Origin of the sequence: uncultured Algibacter sp., from assembly GCF_947487605.1 — a bacterium.
GTDB lineage: Bacteria > Bacteroidota > Bacteroidia > Flavobacteriales > Flavobacteriaceae > Algibacter_D.
On record NZ_CANKXK010000014.1, the window covers coordinates 17697 to 38706 of the forward strand.

General features: G+C 31.3%; 18 protein-coding genes. 8 read left to right on the top strand and 10 right to left on the bottom strand.

All coding sequences use genetic code 11. The features are described from left to right. The first annotated feature begins 46 nt into the window (after positions 1 to 46). From Q0739_RS14035 to Q0739_RS14045, 3 genes are all read left to right on the top strand, one after another. Positions 47 to 673 (top strand): outer membrane beta-barrel protein, encoded by a 627-nt coding sequence (locus Q0739_RS14035; RefSeq protein WP_298239364.1) that lies wholly within the window; start codon positions 47 to 49, stop codon positions 671 to 673. Positions 674 to 782: 109 nt separating this feature from the next. Then, positions 783 to 2702, top strand: coding sequence for a transglutaminase-like domain-containing protein (locus Q0739_RS14040; RefSeq protein ID WP_298239365.1), 1920 nt, complete (start codon positions 783 to 785; stop codon positions 2700 to 2702). A gap of 7 nt (positions 2703 to 2709) precedes the next feature. After that, complete coding sequence (locus tag Q0739_RS14045) at positions 2710 to 4881, top strand: hypothetical protein (RefSeq protein ID WP_298239366.1); 2172 nt, start codon at positions 2710 to 2712, stop codon at positions 4879 to 4881. A gap of 23 nt (positions 4882 to 4904) precedes the next feature. On the opposite strand, the gene Q0739_RS14050 is transcribed toward Q0739_RS14045, so the two are convergent. The 3 genes from Q0739_RS14050 to Q0739_RS14060 are packed head-to-tail and all read right to left on the bottom strand — an operon-like array spanning position 4905 to position 8243. Continuing rightward, complete coding sequence (locus tag Q0739_RS14050) at positions 4905 to 6602, bottom strand: sodium:solute symporter family protein (protein WP_298239388.1); 1698 nt, start codon at positions 6600 to 6602, stop codon at positions 4905 to 4907. 16 nt (positions 6603 to 6618) lie between these two features. Continuing rightward, positions 6619 to 6876: a DUF4212 domain-containing protein gene (locus tag Q0739_RS14055; RefSeq protein WP_298239367.1), complete on the bottom strand. Its 258-nt coding sequence runs from the start codon at positions 6874 to 6876 to the stop codon at positions 6619 to 6621. Next, a complete protein-coding gene (locus Q0739_RS14060; RefSeq protein WP_298239368.1) occupies positions 6876 to 8243 on the bottom strand; it encodes an alanine/glycine:cation symporter family protein in 1368 nt (455 codons plus the stop codon). The genes Q0739_RS14055 and Q0739_RS14060 overlap by 1 nt, the downstream gene beginning before the upstream one ends. A gap of 88 nt (positions 8244 to 8331) precedes the next feature. On the opposite strand from Q0739_RS14060, the gene Q0739_RS14065 reads away from it, so the two are divergent. The 3 genes from Q0739_RS14065 to Q0739_RS14075 all read left to right on the top strand — a co-directional run bounded on the left by Q0739_RS14065 (position 8332) and on the right by Q0739_RS14075 (position 11118). Then, entirely contained in the window at positions 8332 to 9441 is a 1110-nt protein-coding gene (locus tag Q0739_RS14065) for a heparan-alpha-glucosaminide N-acetyltransferase domain-containing protein (RefSeq protein ID WP_298239369.1), read from the top strand. Next, entirely contained in the window at positions 9428 to 9796 is a 369-nt protein-coding gene (locus Q0739_RS14070; protein ID WP_298239370.1) for an RNA methyltransferase, read from the top strand. The genes Q0739_RS14065 and Q0739_RS14070 overlap by 14 nt, the downstream gene beginning before the upstream one ends. A 149-nt stretch (positions 9797 to 9945) precedes the next feature. Beyond that, positions 9946 to 11118, top strand: a complete 1173-nt coding sequence (locus tag Q0739_RS14075) for an LETM1-related biofilm-associated protein (RefSeq protein ID WP_298239371.1) — start codon at positions 9946 to 9948, stop codon at positions 11116 to 11118. A gap of 103 nt (positions 11119 to 11221) precedes the next feature. Here the strand turns inward: Q0739_RS14075 and Q0739_RS14080 are convergent, their stop codons facing one another. The 7 genes from Q0739_RS14080 to Q0739_RS14110 all read right to left on the bottom strand — a co-directional run bounded on the left by Q0739_RS14080 (position 11222) and on the right by Q0739_RS14110 (position 17896). After that, entirely contained in the window at positions 11222 to 11977 is a 756-nt protein-coding gene (locus Q0739_RS14080; protein WP_298239372.1) for a LytTR family DNA-binding domain-containing protein, read from the bottom strand. 87 nt (positions 11978 to 12064) lie between these two features. Beyond that, the gene (locus Q0739_RS14085; RefSeq protein WP_298239373.1) at positions 12065 to 12409 is read right to left on the bottom strand and encodes a 2TM domain-containing protein; all 345 of its coding nucleotides are present in this window, start codon (positions 12407 to 12409) and stop codon (positions 12065 to 12067) included. Between the two features lie 12 nt (positions 12410 to 12421). Continuing rightward, positions 12422 to 12727, bottom strand: a complete 306-nt coding sequence (locus Q0739_RS14090; protein ID WP_298239374.1) for a 2TM domain-containing protein — start codon at positions 12725 to 12727, stop codon at positions 12422 to 12424. Positions 12728 to 12740: 13 nt separating this feature from the next. Further along, entirely contained in the window at positions 12741 to 14081 is a 1341-nt protein-coding gene (locus tag Q0739_RS14095; protein ID WP_298239375.1) for a histidine kinase, read from the bottom strand. A 17-nt stretch (positions 14082 to 14098) separates the two neighbouring features. Continuing rightward, positions 14099 to 14722, bottom strand: a complete 624-nt coding sequence (locus tag Q0739_RS14100) for a hypothetical protein (RefSeq protein WP_298239376.1) — start codon at positions 14720 to 14722, stop codon at positions 14099 to 14101. Between the two features lie 163 nt (positions 14723 to 14885). Then, positions 14886 to 15611 carry an energy transducer TonB gene (locus Q0739_RS14105; protein WP_298239377.1) on the bottom strand — a complete coding sequence of 242 codons (726 nt, stop codon included), beginning with the start codon at positions 15609 to 15611 and terminating at the stop codon, positions 14886 to 14888. Positions 15612 to 15742: 131 nt separating this feature from the next. Then, complete coding sequence (locus Q0739_RS14110) at positions 15743 to 17896, bottom strand: TonB-dependent receptor (protein WP_298239378.1); 2154 nt, start codon at positions 17894 to 17896, stop codon at positions 15743 to 15745. 249 nt (positions 17897 to 18145) lie between these two features. Here Q0739_RS14110 and Q0739_RS14115 point away from each other — a divergent pair, with 249 nt between their 5' ends. Together Q0739_RS14115 and Q0739_RS14120 are read left to right on the top strand one after the other, a co-directional pair. After that, positions 18146 to 18589 carry a MarR family transcriptional regulator gene (locus Q0739_RS14115; protein WP_298239379.1) on the top strand — a complete coding sequence of 148 codons (444 nt, stop codon included), beginning with the start codon at positions 18146 to 18148 and terminating at the stop codon, positions 18587 to 18589. Positions 18590 to 18599: 10 nt separating this feature from the next. Next, positions 18600 to 21008 (top strand): 3-hydroxyacyl-CoA dehydrogenase/enoyl-CoA hydratase family protein, encoded by a 2409-nt coding sequence (locus Q0739_RS14120; protein WP_298239380.1) that lies wholly within the window; start codon positions 18600 to 18602, stop codon positions 21006 to 21008. The last annotated feature ends 2 nt before the right edge of the window (positions 21009 to 21010 follow it).

A 21010-nucleotide genomic window follows, 5' to 3' on the forward strand; every position in this document is an offset into this window, starting at 1 on the left:
TTTTTGATATTAAATATCAAATCTTAAAACGAATATTATGAACATTATGAAAAAACTTCACAACTACCAACCAAGTACGCGTGTAAGTAGCAAGTCTTATTTTTTAGTTCCAATATTTGCTTTACTTATGGCTACCAGTATAAATGCGCAAACAGCAACTGGTTTTGGCTTTAAAGGAGGTTTAAACTACAACGCTAACGGCAAGTATTTTGAATCTATAAGCAACAATGCGCAAAACCCAGATAGAAATATAGGATATCATGTCGGTATTTTTGGGAAAATAGGTAATCAAGTATATTTTAAACCCGAATTGGTTTTTACAAGTACTAAAAGCGATTATGCTTCTAATACATTTAAAATGGAAAAGCTTGATTTACCACTTTTAGTTGGGGTTAAAGTTTTAGGTCCCATTAGTGTGTTTGGAGGGCCTGCATTTCAATATATTTTAGATTCTGAATATGAAGGTATTTCAATAAATAATATAGAAAACGATTTTACCTTTGGTCTTAATTTTGGAATTGGTCTTAATATAAATAGAGTTGGAATTGATTTACGATACGAACGTGGGTTTAATAACAACGAGGCTACTTTTATAGAAAATCAAGGTATCATACCAAGTAGATTAGACACACGACCAGATCAACTTATTTTAAGTTTGTCTTTTATACTCTAAGTATAAAGAGCAAAATAATTTAGATAATTAAATGAAAAATCATTTTTACGTAAAATGATTTTTCATTTTTAATTTGAAAGTATATATTAGCTCATATTTATATTCTTACATGTTAAAGCCTCTTTATTACTTCATTTTTATTAGTTTATTTAGTATTAATAGTTTTTCTCAAAAAAAAGTAGAACCGACTGAAGACGATAAAAAACTAGCAAAATCTCTAAAAGATATATACACAGACGATACGGTAGTATTAGAAAATAGTGAAGACATTATAACTTTTGGCTTAAATATAAAAGAACAAAAAGTAACAGTAAACCAAATTATGACTGAATCTATGATAAATATAGATTCAAGATCCGATATTCAAAAATATTGTTTTTACGACGGACAGACAAGTATAGAAGAGTTCAAAATTAATTATAGAAATAATAAGAAAGCATACTTTTTTTTAAAGGATGAAGCATATACCAGTAACGATTTATTTCACAATGATGTTCGTGTAAAATATGCTAATATAGATTTTCCTCTACTGGGTTATAGATATAACACTCATATCAAAAAAACATATGATGATATAAAATATTTTACCCAATTACAATTTTTCAATGAATATCCAATAGTAAAGAAAACCTTAAAAATTGAAATTCCAAATTGGTTAAATCTTGAATTAAAAGAAATAAATTTTGAAGGGTATGATATAAAGAAAGAAGTTTCAGAAGATTCTAAACGAAAACTAAAAACATATATATACACTTTAGAAAATATCCCATCGGCATTTAAAGAAGAAAATGCCCCTGGACCTTCATATATATATCCTCATATTCTAATTTTAGCAAAATCTTATACACTAAAGGATAAAAAGGAAAATATTTTCAATACTACCCAAGATTTATACAACTGGTATAGTTCCTTAGTAAATAGCTTAGAAAATGACAATACAGAAATAAAAGACCTCGTTAAGTCTTTAACAGCTAAAGCTAATAGCGAGGAAGAAAAAATAAAAAACATCTATTATTGGGTTCAAGATAATATTAGATATATCGCTTTTGAAGATGGTATAGCAGGCTTCAAACCAGATGAAGCAGTTAATGTATTTAAAAAAAAATATGGCGACTGTAAAGGAATGGCTAATTTAACTAAGCAAATGCTTTTAGAAGCAGGTTTTGATGCTAGACTAACATGGATAGGTACAAAAAGAATAGCTTACGACTATTCCACACCCAATTTATCTATAGACAACCACATGATTTGTTCAATCATGAAAGATGAAAAACCTATTTTTTTAGATGGTACTGAAAAATTTAACGCTTACGGTGAGTATGCAAACCGCATTCAAGGAAAACAAACACTTATTGAAAACGGCAGCGATTTTATACTAGAAACCGTACCAGAAACTTCTCCAAGTTTCAACAAAGAAACATACAATTATGAACTCACACTAAATGATGATTTAATTGAAGGAACTGCTAATAAAAACTTTAATGGAGAAAGTAGAACGAGTTTGCTTTACAACTTCGATACCTTAAAAAATGATAAAAAAGATGCGTTTCTAGAATACTATCTTAATAATAGTAACACCAATATTAAAGTTTCAAACATTGAAACATCCGACTTATCAAACAGAGAATTAAGTTTAAACATAAATTATAATATAAGTATAAAAAACGCTGTTTCTAAATTCGATAATGATATTTACATAACTGTTGATTTTGATAAGGAATTAGAAAATTTTTTACTTAAAAAAAGAAAAACAGATTTTATCTTCAGTTTTAAACGCTTTTTAGAAACCTCTACAAAAATTAATATTCCATCTGAATATAAAATTTCTTATATACCAGAAGACATTAATATTTCAAGCAAAAATTACGATTTAAGTGTACGTTTTATAAAAGATTCTAATAACATTATCTATAAAAAGTCTTTTAAAATAAAGAATGCAAAAATAGAAACTTCAGATTTTGAAGAGTGGAATAATTTTATCCATAAGCTTAATAATATTTACAACGAGCAAATTGTGCTAACCAAATAATAATTTTATGAAAATTAAATTTCTAATTATAACATTACTTTCATTTTCAATAACTGGTGTTAGCCAAACAAAGGAAGAAATTGAAGCCAAAGACTTTTTTTGGGGATCTAATGATGCTTACAAAAATGCAATCAATATTTCAGATGCTTATAAAAACGAATCTGCTGTTATATTATATAAAAATGAAAATTATGACTTTCACAAGTTTGGAAAAAATGTAACCTATAAAACCTCTATAAGAAAACGTATAAAGCTATTAGACAAAGCTGCTTTAGATGAGTTTTCTGAGTTTTCATTCAAAAAACGTTTTAGGTCAGATAAAGGACAATATTCATGGAGAAAAAAAGGCAATAATATTGTTGGTATAAAGATCATTAAAAAAGATGGAAACGAAATCGAAATTGATGTCAATGCTGAAGCTATAGAAGTAGATGGTGAGTATAAACTTGCTATATCTAATCTAGAAGTTGGGGATATTATAGATTATTATTTTCAAAAAACCGAACCCTTTAAATCTACCTATGCTTTTGGTTTTGACCCTATAGAAACAACTTTAGGAGAAGAATATCCTGTAATGGATTTCAAATTGTATTTTGAAACTGAAAACGATTTTTTCATCAACTTTAATTCATATAATGGCGCTCCAGAATTAAAAGAAATACCAACAGATAAGAAAAATTTTAGACGATATACTTTAGAAGCAGTTAACATTAAAAAAAATAAATTTCCTAGATGGTTTTTTCCTTTAATAGAAATCCCTTCGTACAAATTTCAAGTATATTTTGCACGATCAGGTAAATTTGAAGACAGAGCTCTAGCGTTTTTACCTGAAAAAGAAAACATCATAAAAAAAACAGTTCTTAAAGAGGAAGTTTTAGAATTATACGACAACAGGTTTAAACCAGATGGTTATATTGGAGATGTTAAAGACTTTTTTAAAGGAAAAGATTTTAAAAATGATGAAGAAAAAGTAATTGCAGCTTACTATTACATGAGGCACTTTTACTTAACAAGATACATAGAAGCCATATTTATAGACGAGGCTAAAATTAGCTACAACCCATATTCGTATTATGGAACAAGCCCTGTGTTTATTCAAGACCAAAAACAATTCATAAAGCATTTTACCGAATTTTTAAAGAGACATAAAATTGATTACGAAATAGTTGTGGCTAAAAAACGTTTTGATGGCACAATAGATGACTTATTAATAGAAAAGAACGTAAATGTACTTTTGAAAATAAAAACTAAAAACCCCATTTACGTCGAACATTTTGGACCACACACATGTGTAAATCAATATTCTCCATTATTAGAAGGCACAGATGTTTATTTGCTATCTGCATCAAAAAACAGAATAGATGCCATTAATAAAGGCAAACTACCCATTAGTAGCGCTTCGCAAAATGAAAACAAAAAGGAAGTAACATTCTCTTTAAATGATGATTTTAACGGTTTTGAAATTACTACAATTGATAGTTATAAAGGACATCTAAAAGAAGACCAACAATATGAAAGATTATACCTTTCAGATTATGTATACGAAGATTATAGCAAATATGAAACCAAATCATTTGTTGATCTTGTGAAAAGAAAAAAAGACAAAATTAAATTTGAAAAAGAATTAGATGCTTTAATCTCTAAATTAAATGATAAGCAAAAGGAAAAGTTTAAAAAAATTGCTGAATCTGAATATGAATTAACAGATATTGAAGATTACTCATTTAAGATTAATAGTACTGGGCGCTATGGATTAGATTCTTATTTTACTTATACAGAATCCTTTAAAGGAAAAAATGCCTTTATAAAAAAAGCAGGGCCTAATTATATTATCGAGATAGGTAAATTAATAACTGGCCAGATAGATCTTAATGAAGAGCAAAGAAATCGCAAAGAAAACATCCATATGTATTACCCTAGATCTTATAACAATGAAATTGTATTTAATATTCCTGATGGTTATACTATTTCTGGTATAGATAAATTAAGTAAAAATGTATCTAATAAAACAGGAGCATTTATAAGTAAAGCAAAAATTGAAAATAATAAGCTTATAATAAATACCTCGAAATATTACGAAAATAATTACGAACCAAATGCAAATTGGAACTTAATGGTTAATTTTCTAGATGCAGCCAATCAATTTACAAATGAAAAGATACTCTTAAAGAAAAAATAAAGTATTTGGTTATTCAGTACTTATTAATGAGTAGCTGCTCCCTCTCCACTTGGTATTCTTATATTTTCAACAATTTCTTGAACATCTTCTGGAGGAGCTGGTGTAAACTTCATTATAACAACAGAAACAATAAAATTTAGACACATAGCTATACTACCAAATCCTTCAGGTGAAATACCAAACCACCATTCACCTTTATCTGGAAGTACCTCATCGAACCAACCTAGCTTAAATTTAATCATATATAACAACATTGCTGTTATGCCAACTACCATTCCTGCTATGGCGCCTTCTTTATTCATGCGTTTATAAAATATTCCTAATATAATTGCAGGAAAAAAAGATGCAGCTGCTAAACCAAACGCTAAAGCTACTACCGCAGCTACAAACCCAGGTGGATTAATACCAAAATATCCAGCAACACAAACAGCACCAACTGCAGACAATCGTGCTGCAACCAATTCGCCCTTTTCAGAAATTTTGGGGTTAATTATCTTTTTTATCAAATCATGCGACACCGAAGCAGAAATAACCAATAATAGACCCGCCGCAGTTGATAATGCCGCTGCAAGTCCACCAGCAGCAACCAAAGCAATAACCCAATTAGGTAATTTGGCTATCTCTGGATTTGCTAATACCATAATATCCCTATCTATTACTAATTCATTTATATTTTTATCGGCAACATACTGAATAAGCCCATCGTTGTTTTTATCTGTGAAAGTTATCAAACCTGTTGTTTCCCATTTTTTAAACCATTCAGGAACATTAGCATAACGCTGATTAGAAACTGTTTCAATCATATTTGTTCTTGCAAAAACAGCTACTGCAGGCGCAGTTGAATACAATAAAACAATTAACAGCAATGCTATTCCTGCTGATTTTCTCGCGTCCTTAACGCGCTTCACAGTAAAAAATCTCACAATTACATGAGGCAATCCAGCTGTACCAACCATTAATGCTAAAGTAATGGCAAAAACATCTATTAAAGATTTTGATCCTTCAGTATATTCAGCAAAACCTAACTCGGTACTTAAACCATCCAGTTTATCTAATAAGTATATACCTGAGCCATCAGTTAATTCACCTCCAAATCCTAATTGAGGAATTGGATTCCCTGTCATTTGAATAGATATGAAAATAGCTGGTACCATAAACGCAAAAATGAGTACACAATATTGAGCCACTTGTGTATATGTAATCCCCTTCATACCACCTAAAACAGCATAAAATAATACAATAAGCATACCTATTACAACTCCCGTATTTATATCTACTTCTAGAAAACGCGAAAACACAATCCCAACGCCTCGCATTTGTCCTGCCACATATGTAAAAGACACTAACAAGGCACAAAATACAGCGACAATACGAGCTGTTTTAGAATAGTAACGGTCTCCAATAAAATCGGGTACTGTAAACTTTCCAAATTTTCGCAAATAAGGAGCAAGTAATAAGGCTAGTAACACATAACCACCTGTCCATCCCATTAAGTAAACAGCTCCATCATAACCAGCAAAAGAGATAATTCCAGCCATTGATATAAATGACGCCGCACTCATCCAATCTGCTGCAGTAGCCATACCATTTGCTAAAGGTGATACCCCGCCTCCTGCAACATAAAATTCTTTTGTAGAACTCGCTCTGGACCATATAGCAATGCCTATATATAATGCAAATGTTAATCCAACGAGAATGTAAGTCCAATTTTGAACACCAATACCTTCTACTAATAAACTATGCATCATAACCATACTTTTTATCAAGCTTATTCATCAATCTAACATAAACAAAAATGAGAATTACAAACACATACATAGAACCTTGCTGTGCGAACCAAAAACCTAATTTAAAACCTGCTATTTTAAAATTATTAAGTGCGTCTTTAAACAAGATACCAGCACCATATGAAACAGCAAACCATATAAGCAACAGTATAAGTACATATCTAATGTTTTCTTTCCAATACGCTTTAGCACTCTCTTTTTTAATCATTAGTCTTCAGTTTTTAATCGTTTAAAATAGGCTTTAATTTCTTTGGTAACTCTGGGAGCCATTATAATGGTAGCTAGCATAGTAGGAATAGCCATTAAAGCAAATGCGCCATCTATTAAATTTAGCATCATGCTAAAAGGTGTCATTACTGCCAATACAATACTTATGATATAAATATAATTATAATAATGTTTTTTATCGGCTCCAATTAAAAACGACATACATTTGGTACCATAATATGAATATGAAAATAATGATGATACACTAAAAATAAGGACACACAGCATTAATAAATAGCGTCCGTAAAAAGGCATTGCGTTATTAAATGCCGAAGCTGTTAAACTCACTCCATTATCTGAAGTTGTTTCCCAAACACCTGTTACTAATATGGCTAACGCAGTTAATGTACACACAATCAATGTATCGATAGCAGGCCCCAACATTGCTACTAAGCCTTCGCGTACAGGCTCATCGGTTTTTGCTGCACCATGAGCCATGGGTGCTGTACCAATACCAGCTTCGTTTGAAAAAGCACCGCGGCGAATACCTAATAAAATTAACGCACCTAAAACACCGCCCATGAATGCATCACCTTCATAATAATCAGCTGAAAACGCATCTGTAAAAATCATCATGAAATATTTTGGCACTAATTCATAATTAGAAATCAAAATAACTAATACTAAAACAAAATATAAAAGCACCATCGATGGTACCATCTTAGATGCAGCATTACTAATGCGTTTTAAACCACCAAGAATGATTACTGATGTTAAAGCCACTAATATAGCTGCTAAAATAATGTTTGATTTCAACCCAACTTCAACGCCATTGGGAATTAAAACAATATCATTTATTGCCTGTGTTAACTGATTTACATTAACTACAGGTAATGCTCCAACCATTCCAAAAAGACTAAACATTACTGCGAGCGGTTTCCAAGATTTCCCCAAACCTTGCATTATAAAATACATAGGTCCTCCTTGCAACTCACCAACACTATCTTTACCACGATACATAATAGCTAGAGTTGATGTATAGAATTTAGTAGACATACCAACAATGGCGCTTACCCACATCCAAAACATAGCACCTGGTCCTCCAACCGATATCGCTACTGCAACACCAGCAATATTACCCATACCTATGGTAGATGATAAAGCTGTTGCTAACGCTTTAAAATGTGAAATTTCTCCAGGGTCGTTTGGGTCGTCGTACTTACCTCGCAACACTTGAATGGCATGACCCAAATAACGAAATGGTAAAAATCGAGATAGAATTAACAGGTAAAGCCCTCCACCTATTAGCAAAATTACTAATGGTAAACCCCATGCATAATCTGAAAATGCTTTTACTAATTCTTCCATTAATGCGTTATGAATTTATAAATATATTACTTTACAAACATTCTGATTCAATTAAATAAAAGTATATTTATATTTACTAAAGTAACCTATGCCAAAATCTAATCGCTTATATTTTATTGATGCTGTTAGAGCATTTGCCATCTTAATGATGCTGCAAGGTCATTTCATTGATACGTTATTAACCCCTATTTATAGAAATGAAACAAACGTAATTTATAACATTTGGTTATATTTTAGAGGTATTACAGCACCTATTTTTTTTACAATTTCTGGATTGATTTTTGCTTATTTATTATTGCGTGCATATGCTAAAGGTGACGACAAACCAAGAATTAAAAAAGGACTATTTAGAGGCTTCCTTTTAATTGTAATTGGTTATAGTTTACGCATAAATGTTTTTAGCTGGATATCGGGTTATTTTAGCATGTATTTTTTTGTAATTGACGTATTGCAATGCATAGGCCTTTCTTTAATATTCTTAGTCGGCTTGCATACTCTGTTTAAAAAACACAGCTATATTTTTTCTATCGTTCTTTTTATTATTGGTTGTTTATGTTTTGTTAGTGAACCGCTTTATAGAAACTTAACTTTAGAAACAATATCTCCAATTATAGGAAATTATATGAGTAAATCCAATGGTTCAGTATTTACTATTTTACCTTGGTTTGGTTATTCTGCGTTTGGTGCTTTTTTATCTACTGTTTTCTTTAGGCATGCGCATCGAAAACGTTTTAAAATAGTAACTATTAGTACTTTTTTTGTTGTTGGATACTTATTTATGTTTCATTCATCTTGGTTACTAATAAAGCTATCTAGTTATACAGGTATAGATTTATTACAAAGAAGTGCAGACTATAATTATCTGTTTTCTAGATTTGGCAATGTCCTTATTTTATTTGGTGCTTTTTATTCCTTTGAACGTTATTTGAAACACTCAATTATTACACGCATTGGAGAAAAAACATTATCGATTTATGTTATTCATTTTATTTTGCTCTATGGAAGTTATACAGGTTATGGCATAAAACGTTTTTTAAGCAAATCTCTAGATCCATTTGAAGCAATACTTGGTGCCATTTTGTTTATAATTATTGTTTGTTTAATTTCCTTCCACTATGCAAAAACCAATACTTTTGTTTATAACCTGATACGTAAAACAATAGATAAATTCAAAAATTATAATCATGGCTTACGATGAATATTTAGCCGATAGAATACGGCAACAACTTAAAGATAAAAATGTAAGTTTTACAGAATTAAAAATGATGGGAGGTCTCTGTTTTAAAGTTGACAATAAAATGCTATGTGGAATTCATATCGATAAAAAATATGGCGATAGCTTACTTATGGCTCGTATTGGTGAATCTGTTTATTTAAATGAACTCAAAAAACCAGTATGCCTTCCAATGAACTTTACTGGACGCCCAATGCGCGGTTATATTTTTGTAACTCCAGATGGTTTCGACATGGATAAAGACCTCTCCTACTGGATAGATTTGTGTTTAGTATTTAATCCTTTGGCTAAGGCGAGTAAGACTAAAAAGAAAAATTGAAAACACCTCATTCGATTTTAAAGGAAACCGATGGACAATATGCCTATAAATAAATATAAAAACGAGCAGCCTTTAAATAATAGAATTGTTTATTATAATTACTAGGCTTTATTTAAAAGTTATTAATTTTACCAACCATTGAAAAAACTATGAATCCGTCAGCATCAGGTTGGGTAAAAAAATTACTTCGCGAAGTTTCTAAAGATAAAGAGCTTTTAAACTTGAAGGAAGAAGCGCTTTATAATAAATTGCGTTTATGTGGGTTCATATATGGTAGTAATGTCAAAATTTTATCTAAGTCTATTAACAGTAAAGACTTTACCGAGGAAGAACGCTCGAAAACAAACTTATGCCTAGGTTTACTTTATGTGCATGCTAGTTCAAATTCTAAAACACCTTTTTCAGATAGTGTTATAGATTTTTACAAGGCTATTAATGAACTTAAAACATCCTTTTTTCAGGATATACTTGGTTCTAAAAAAACAAGTGAGCAATTAGAGAAAATAATCCATAAACGTATACAAATTGATGACAATGTTTTAACCAAGAACTTTAACTACTTTATTATTAATGCACTGTTGTTTGTGGACATACTGGCATTTAAAAAATTCTTAGAAAATAATACTATTTCAATTGACTATATAAAAAATATAGAAAGAGCCATTGAATCTATTACCTTAGATGTTCTTAACTCTAAAGTAACAAAAAACACATATGATGAAAGTTTAATAAAATTATTCGAATCGTCTTTGCGTTTCCAAAACAACCAACATCTCGATTATAAATCTGCCATAGAATTTATTAGTACCGATTTAGAAAAATTTTACTTATTAGACTTGGCTTGTATGGCAACTTGGGGTGACCGTATTATTGATGCCGACGAACAACAGTTTATAGAAAAGCTTGGTATCGATTTAAATTTAGATAGTGAGAAAACAAATGCATCTATTGCTGCAGTAAATAATTTTTACTCCATTAATAAAGATAATATTGCTCTACTAAGTTCTAAAAATATCGTGCAGAGTTTTTATAAAAACTCAAGTAAAATGGTTAGTAAGCTTATTACTAGAAATAGTAAGCGACTGTATCAAGAATTAAAAGACAGCAAGGAACTACTGGTTTTACTATCGCAATCTACGCGTCGTGATTTAAAACCAGAAGAACAAAAAAAAGTACAAGAACAGCTACTAGATATTTTTAAATCTATACCAAGTCTTGCTATTTTTATTTTACCTGGAGGTGCTTTATTACTGCCTTTAGTGGTAAAGTTTATACCAAAATTATTGCCTTCAGCTTTTGATGAAAATCGAGTTGAAGAATAAAATTAAGAATTGACTTTGAGAAAAATTTCTGCTACCTAAGTTTAATAGTAGATATTAATGATTAAAACGATTTCATATCGAGTAGTTAAACGAGCCTAAAAAATTACTCCAGCCACACTTTAAAATCCTTAACACGTTCGCGAGCAACTATAACATTTTGCTCGTTGTAAGAACCCAGTTTTATTTGTAATCGAGAATTGGTATAACTAACCATATCTTTTATAGCATTAATATTTACAAAAAATTTACGATTTATACGAAAAAACGTTTGCGGTTCTAATTCGTTTTCAAGATGCTCTAAAGTGGTATCTAAAAGATAGTTTCGCCCTTGGGTAGTATGTAAATAAGTCCCTTTGTTTTCGCTATAAAAACATTCAATATCATCTATATTAATTAATTTTAAATGTTGCCCAACCTTTACAGAAAAGCGCTTTTTATATTCTCTATCTATTGGGTTTACTAGTAGTTTTTTTATATCGTTAAAATCTAAAGTTACTGCTTGTTTTTGTGGTACACGGTCTTGATATTTTTTTACGGCAATTTCCAATTCGTTTTCATCAATTGGTTTTAATAAATAGTCTATACTGTTAAGTTTAAAAGCTTGTAAGGCATACTCATCATAGGCCGTGGTAAAAATAACGGCACTCCTTATGTCAATAGTATCAAAAATCTCGAACGATAGACCATCACTTAATTGGATATCGAGAAATATTAAATCTGGATGTTCGTTATTTTGAAACCATTCTATTGATTCTTCAACCGAATGTAACATAACTTGTGTTTGCATGTTAAAACTTTCTAGCATTCGTTTTAAACGTCTTGCCGATGGTTTTTCGTCTTCTATTATTATAACTTTCATTTCTTTTGCTTTTTTTCTCTGGCTATAAATTCCTGCATTTTTCTTTCTTCCCAACTTTTCTTTAATTTTCTTTTAAGATTTCCATTATTATTCAAATCTATGTTTATCTTTTATTTCTTCCTCTTTCCTCATAAACTCTTTCATCTTTCTTTCTTCCCATGATTTACTAAAAAATAGATTCTTACCAAATACACTTAAGCCATGAAAGCCTAAACCTATGCCCCAAAAAACGGGTGTAGAAAATGTACCAAAGTGAAAAATATTACCATCTGATTTTATTAGTATCATTATAAAAATGAAAATATTTACAACCGCATACCAGAAGGCATGCCAATAAAAACCTTTAACTTCCTTAAGGCGCTTTTGGGCTCTTATATAAGCTTTCTCTTTAAGATAGTGGCTTGATTTACTATTATAATCTAATTTTTCCATGGCTTATTTAATTTAACTCCAACGTTCTTTTTCTTCTTGTTCCATAAACTCTTGCAGTTTACGTTCTTCCCACTGGCGTCCTAAAAAACCATTATTAATAAATACATGATAGGCATGAAGACATAAACCTAGACCCCAGCCTCCCAACGGAAACCAAAACCATTGAAATTCCCATGAGGTTTTATAATTTATAAATATTAAAAATGGAATTACTAAACAATATGTAATTAGGTTATAGTAAAAACCTTTTATGTCTTCTACTCTTTTTAGAGCTCTTTCGTATTTTTTGTTTATTTCTGAATTTGATAATTTTTCCATGATTTCTAACTATTTAATTCCAACGTTTATCTTCTTCTTCCTTCATAAACTGTTCAATTTTACGTTGTTCCCAGTTTCTACCAAAGGCACCATCATTTATAAATACTCTAAAAGCTTGAATGGTTAATCCAAGTCCCCAACCAAAAACTGGAAACCAAAACCATTGAAATCCCCATGAGGTTTTATAATTTATAAATATTAAAAATGGAATTACTAAGAAATAAGATATAAGGCTATAATAAAAGCCTTTAAGTTCGTCTACATGGTTACGTGCTCGCACATAACTATCGTCTATTATTGATTGTGATTGTGTTCTCATAATTGATATTTGTTTTGTGAGTATTGGTATGGCAACAGCAAATTTGTTTGATGTCTTACTAATGTCTATTCTTCTATCTGTTAACAGGTTATAACGTTGCATAATATTACTTAAACCTACACCACTACCCTTTTTTACCATCTGTTTTGGTTGTAAATTATTTTCGACTACCAAGTAATCTGTATCCTCATAAATTTTAATATGTAGTGGTTTACCTGAGGTTACCATATTATGCTTCACAGCATTCTCTAAAAGTAATTGAAGCGATAAGGGAACAACTTTACTTTCTGGATTTAATGCTTTCTCTGGCATGGCAAAGACTATACTATCTTCAAAGCGCATTTTTAGTAAGGACATATAGGTTTTAGCAAACTGAAGTTCCTCGTCAACAGTTACTAACTCTTTATTCTTTTGTTCTAAAACATAACGATATACTTTTGATAATGACGTGGTAAATCGTTGTGCATTATCTGGGTTTTCTTCTATTAAACTGGTTAAAACATTTAAACTGTTAAAAAGAAAATGTGGGTCTAATTGGTTTTTTAAAGCATCAAACTTAGCACTCGCCGTTCCAGCAATTACTTTTTGTTCTTTTATTTTGTTTTGTTGATACTTGTTATAAAAATAAATAACATGAAAAACAGCTACAATTGAAAGTGTAATCCACAATCCGAATTGATAATATTGCCACTTTTCTTTAGTTAAGAAAACATCAAAAGTATTACCATAATACAAAACGGATATTGAAACTCTTAACAAAAACAAACCTAGCAAAGTAATAATAGTAGAACCCAATATTCCTATTACAATGCGTTTTAATGTATCGTTTTGTTTCCATTGGCGCTTTTCCATATAATCGAAAAAGTACATATTGGAATAGCCTAAAACAAATGAATATAATTGGTAGAAAGCTAACTCAATTAAAAGATCATTAACACTATTGAAATCAAATCCATCAGAGAATAAATTGCCTATAACAAAGACAACTAGTCCTATGGCAATAGTTAAAATGATATTTTTAATTGATTTTTTCATAATATAATTTTAAACAATTATTTTCCGCAAGATTCAGAAATTTGGGTTGCACGCTCTTTACCCCATTTTGGATGAAAAGGTGTTTCTGGTTTAAAGTTAGTAAAAAGTTCTACTGCACGTTCTAAATCTTTACAATATGGCGTAATATCTTGCCCAAAATAACGCGCACTTCCCATATTCCACTCGGCTTTACAATAAACTACTCTTGGGTTTTCTGGCGCCAACATTTCCGCTTTTGCATATATTTCCACTACTTTCGGGGAAAGTGTCATACCATAATTGGCTCCATCAAATGCCACCCAAGCTGTATATAATAAAGCTTGAAGTACCATTATTTCTGGATTCTCTTTTGATATTGAAGTAGCATCATTAATTAAATCTTGCGCTTTTTTTAATTGTGCACTTAACTTTTCTTCATCTTTTTCTCCAAAGCTACTTATTATATTAATTTGTGCTGCGTAATAAGCGGGCAACCAATTATCTGTTTCTGCACTTGCTATGCGTTCAAATAAATTAGCTGCTTCAATTGAATTATTGCTCCCCCAAAGTTCAAAGGCTTTTTGCATTCCTTTTTCGTAATTAGTTTGAGCATTAATGAATCCTGTGAATAATAGTGTCGTAATAATAATTAGATGTTTCATTTGTATTTTGTTTTTTTATTATGGTACAAATATGCGATCTAAAGTAGTTTTTTTTAAAAGCTAATTACTGAATTGTCATTTTTTAGAGATGAATTGTTAAATATAAAAAAGTCAAGAAATCTAAGATTTCTTGACTTTTAATTATGTTGTTTTCAGTCCTTTTCTATCCTTCCTGAAACTTAAAGATTATAGGTACAGCATAAGTCACTTTTACAGGCTTACCGCGTTGCAACCCTGGTTTCATTTCGGGCAATAAACCTATAATGCGCTCTGCTTCTTTTTCTAAAATTCTATCTGGACCTCTAGATCTTATATTTGTTGTATAACCTTTAGCGTCAATAACAAATATTACTGAGACTCTACCTTGTAACTGTAAGTCTAAAGCTGGTTGAGGATATCTAAAATGTTTGCGTACATGCTGTTGCATTTTTTCTTGAAAACATGCTTTAGAAGCTTCTTTTGATTTTCCTTCGCATCCAGGAAAAATTGGTACCTGTTCTATAACGGCAAAAGCAACCTCGGCTTCTTCTTCTACTTCTTCAACTTCTACTTCACTTACCGCAACCACTTCTTCAATTGCATCATCTTGTCCAGTTTCGGTACTTTCAATAACCGTTTCTTCAATCTCTTCAACATCTTCGACAATTTGAATTGATTCTTGAACAGCCACAGGAGGTGGTGGTGGCGGTGGGGTATTAACATTAATTATGGGTATCTCCTCATCGATCTCCTCTGTAACTTCTAAAATATCCATAGCAATGTCGCTTTTTTCATAGGTTTTATACTCTAAGGCTTGCCAAGAAAGAAATAACATAACGTTTAATCCTATAGCAAAATAGAGGCTACTGTTTCTACCTATTTCAATTTCTGGATTCTTTTTTGGTATCATGACTCTAATATTTTATACATTAAAATTATTAGAAATCGTGAAGAATAACTATGACAATTGTCATGCCTTCAATAAACCAAAAACTTGCCTTTCATCAACTTTACTTTAAATCTATTTTAATGAAGAGTTCTTTATAAATTGTCTAATTGGTTGCTTTTTTTGTCCTCGCTAATCGTCCAAAAGAAACCTACAAAAAAGAATTGATCTGCTGCTGGTTTTAAGGCACGTCTATTAAAATTTCCATTAATATCTGGTGAGTTTGCATATTGATAACCATTTATATTTCTAAAACCCAAAACATTGTTTACTGAAGCATAAAGTATTTTTTGAGGACTTATTAAGTATGCCCAATTTATACTTAAACTATTATGGCTTTTAGTTTTATAATTTAAAAAGCCAGCTTCATTTGGATTAGTATATGTTCTCCCCGAAGCAAAAGCATAACTAAAGCCAACTTGACTTCGCCAATCATTAATCCAATATTTACCAACAACAGATAAGTTATGTGGATTTGCAAAATTAGGGCGTGCTTTTTCAGGGTAATTTCTATAATCTCGCTCTGTATCTAAAAAAGAATAGCTAATCCAATAATCTAAATTCTTAATGCTTTTACTATCTCTCCAAAAGAAATCTATTCCAGTGGCATAGCCCGAACCATCATTATTAAAAGCGCTATTAAAATCGGGAAATTCGTCACTATACTTTACTAAATCGCTATATTTTTTATAATAAGCTTCAGCTCTAAATAATTTTCTATCAGCATTATATTGGTAATTAAAAATATAATGAGACGTACTTTGAGCATTTAAATCTTGACTAAATTTTAAAACATTACTAGATGGATTTTGGTAAAAATTACCATACGCCAATGAAACTTGACTTTTTTCAGAAGTTTTATAAGCTAAAGAAACTCTTGGTGCTAAAGTGAATTGTTTTAGTAACGCACTATACTCTCCCCTTACACCTGTTTTGAAAGCTAGGTTCTTGGATATGAAAATATCTGCTTCTGCAAAAACTGCTAATAGGTTATTATTGTAACCGTAGGTCTCATTAACTATAGTTAAGTCGTTAAAATTCTCTTTAAAATCTGTTGCAAAATATTCAGTCCCAAGGTATAATTTAAACCGATTATTAATACGATTTTTAAATTTCAGCTTTGTGTGAATAGAATTCTCTGTGTCCCCAATAACTATATCCCCAACATTAAATTTGTTTTTGGCATGGGTATAACTAAATCCTCCCTGAATAGACCAATTATCATTTAAAACACCTTGATAAGAACCGTTAAAATAAAGATTCTTATTCTTGAGTTTAAAATAAAGTCCATCCATATTATTAATATCTTCTTGCATTATTTCAAAATTAGTAGAATCAAAAGCACCATAGAGTTTAACCAAGCCCAAATTTGTTTTCTTTCTAAAAACTGATTCTCCAGAGACCGTTTCAAAAGGTTTTATCCAATCATTTCTATTAGGAAAAACAGCATTATAAGGTGCTAGATTAATATAGGAAGTATTCACGCTCAATGAACTATTTTTCCATTTTTGAGTATTCCCAAGAGTTGCTCCAACACTCATAATACCAATATCTGTCTTTTCTTGATCGGGTTCATCAATAGTATTAAGTAGCAATACGCTTGACAAAGCTTGCCCAAATTCAGCAGAATACCCTCCAGTAGAAAAAGTAATCCCATCAAACAAAAACGGTGAGTAACGTCCTCTTGTTGGTGTATTATTTGTGGTGGGATAATAAGGTGTAAACACACGAATACCATCAATAAAAATTTGGGTTTCATTAGCATCACCACCCCGAACAAATAATCGACCATCTTCTGCAACTGTTGTTGTTCCAGGCAAGGTTTGCAAGGCACCTACAAAATCGCCTAAAGCACTTGCGGTTGTTACCACATCCAATGGTTTTAATACATTAACTTTACTATTATCTCCTGCTTGAAAAGTTCCTGCAGAAAGCACCACAGCATCCAAAGTATTCACATCTTCCCGTAGCTTAATCTTTAAATCTTTCATATAAGACACATCACCAAGCATTGTAAAAGTTTCATAAGATAGGTAAGAAACAACCAAGGTTTGAGTATTCGTTTCATTTGTATTAAATGAAAATGCCCCGTATTCATTAGTCGTACTTCCATCGTAAGTTCCTTCCAAATAAACATTAGCTCCTACCACAGGTTCTTTTTTAGAATTAAAAACTACTCCAGAAATAGTAGTTTGAGCATAAATCCAACTTGAAATTAATATTGCAATTACAGTTATTAGATATTTCATATATAAACTTTGTCAATTTGTTTTTTGATGACACAAATTTGCAACAGAAGTTTTTGTACAAAAATTTCTCTTTACCGAACTGTAAAATATTAAAGATGAATTGCATTTTATTTTATTATTATCCCATTATTTAAATGACCTTACTAATTGGTGATTTATTTGATACTTTTGATATTTCATTAATAATAATAAAAATACTATGCATGCATAGTATTTTTTTATATATTTGAACTCACCAACCCTAACCAGATGAAAGATAAAACAATAGAGTACGTATTAAGAACAACATGGCTTGCTGTACAAAAAATGTATAACGAAGAAGCTGCCAAATTTGAAAGTACCATGGCGACTGGATTTACACTACTTAGTATTGATCCAGAAAAAGGAACACCATCAACAGCTTTGGGACCTAAAATGGGAATGGAAGCAACTAGTCTTTCTAGAATATTAAAAACAATGGAAAAACGTGGTGTTATTGAAAGAAAACCAAACCCTTCAGATGGTCGAGGGGTTCTTATTCATTTAACTGAATTCGGACGTGAAAAACGTGCACTCTCAAGAGATAAAGTACTAAGTTTTAATGAAGCAATACGTAATAATATTTCAGAAGAAAAAATAAACAACTTTTATGAAGTTGCAGAGTTAATCAATGATATGATTGCAAACAAAAAAATATACAACCAAAAGAAATAAAAGCTTAAAAATGAGTAAGCGAAGAATAAAAAAAATAGCCATTATTGGCTCTGGAATAATGGGGAGTGGCATTGCATGTCATTTTGCTAATATTGGTGTAGATGTACTTTTGTTAGACATTGTTCCTAGAGCACTTAATGCTAAAGAAAAAGCTAAAGGATTAACTTTAGAAGATAAAGTGGTTAGAAATCGATTAGTAAATGATGCACTAGCTGCATCTTTAAAATCAAAACCATCCCCTATTTATCATCAAAAATTTGCTAATAGGATAACCACTGGAAACCTTGAAGATGATATTTCAAAAGTTGCTGATGTTGATTGGATTATGGAAGTGGTTGTTGAAAGACTTGATATTAAGCAACAGGTTTTTGAAAAATTAGAAAAACACAGAACACCAGGAACGCTAATTACAAGTAACACCTCTGGTATTCCTATAAAGTTTATGAGCGAAGGCAGAAGTGAAGATTTTCAAAAGCATTTCTGCGGGACTCACTTTTTTAATCCAGCACGTTACTTAAAACTCTTCGAAATTATTCCAGGTCCAAAAACAGACGATTCGGTCTTAGAGTTTTTAAATGGTTATGGGGAACAATTCCTTGGAAAAACATCTGTTGTTGCTAAAGACACACCTGCATTTATTGGAAACCGAATTGGTATTTTTAGTATTCAAAGTTTATTTCATACAGTTAAGGCATTAGATTTAACAATTGAAGAAGTTGATAAATTATCGGGGCCCGTTATTGGTCGTCCAAAATCAGCAACTTTCAGAACGGTTGATGTTGTAGGCTTAGACACCCTTGTACATGTTGCAAATGGTATTAGAGAAAATTGTCCGAATGATGAACGTTTAGAGCTTTTTGAGTTGCCCGATTTCATCAATACCATGATGGAAAATAAATGGCTAGGAAGTAAATCAGGACAAGGGTTTTATAAAAAACAAGTTTCAGCTGATGGAAAAAAAGAGATTCTATCTCTAGATTTAAACACTTTAGAATACCGTTCTGCTAAACGCGCTAAATTCGCCACTTTAGAATTAACAAAATCTATTGATAAGGTTGCAGACCGTTTTAAAGTTTTAGTAAAAGGAAAAGATAAAGCAGGTGAATTCTACCGCAAAAGTTTTGCTGCTTTATTTGCTTATGTTTCAAACAGAATTCCAGAAATCACAGATGATTTATATAAAATTGATGACGCTATGAAAGCTGGTTTTGGATGGGAACATGGTCCTTTCCAAATATGGGATGCTATTGGCGTTGAAGCAGGAATAGAAATTATGAAAGCTGAAGGCTTAGAACCTAACGCATGGGTAACCGATATGTTAGCTTCAGGAAATTCTTCTTTCTATACCATAAAAGATGGCGCATCATACGCCTATGAGATTCCAAAGAAAACTCAAGAAAAAATTCCAGGACAAGATAGTTTCATCATTTTAAATAACATTCGAAAATCTAATGAAGTATTTAAAAACCCTGGAGTAGTCATAGAAGATTTAGGAGACGGTATCTTAAATTGTGAATTCCAATCTAAAATGAACACCATTGGTGGCGATGTACTAGCAGGACTTAACAAAGCTATTGATTTAGCTGAAAAAGATTTTGAGGGATTAATTATTGGAAACCAAGGCGCCAATTTCTCAGTTGGCGCCAATATTGGAATGATTTTTATGATGGCAGTAGAGCAAGAGTATGAAGAACTAAATGCTGCGATAAAATATTTTCAAGACACGATGATGCGCATGCGCTATTCATCTATACCTACAATATCTGCGCCTCATGGTATGTCTTTGGGTGGGGCTTGTGAATTATCTATGCATGCAGATAAAGTGGTTGCTGCTGCTGAAACTTATATGGGGCTTGTAGAATTTGGCGTTGGGGTTATTCCTGGTGGTGCGGGCTCAAAAGAAATGGCATTACGAGCATCGGACACGTTTAAAAAAGGTGATGTGCAATTAAACACTTTACAAGAATACTTCCTAACTATAGGTATGGCTAAAGTATCAACATCTGCTTATGAAGCCTTTGATTTAGGTGTGCTTCAAAAAGGGAAAGATATTGTAGTTGTTAATAAAGACCGCCAAATTGCAGTTGCTAAGCAACATGCTAAACTTATGGCAGATATGGGCTACACACAACCAGTACGAAGAACTGATGTAAAAGTTCTTGGAAAACAGGCTTTAGGAATGTTTTTAGTAGGAACTGACGCTATGGAAAACAGCAACTACATAAGTGAACATGATAAAAAAATAGCCAACAAACTGGCTTATGTAATGGCTGGCGGAGATTTATCTGAACCAACATTGGTTAGCGAACAATACTTATTGGATTTAGAGCGTGAAGCTTTCCTTTCGTTATGTACTGAACGTAAAACTTTAGAAAGAATTCAGCATATGTTAACCAAAGGTAAACCGTTAAGAAACTAAAA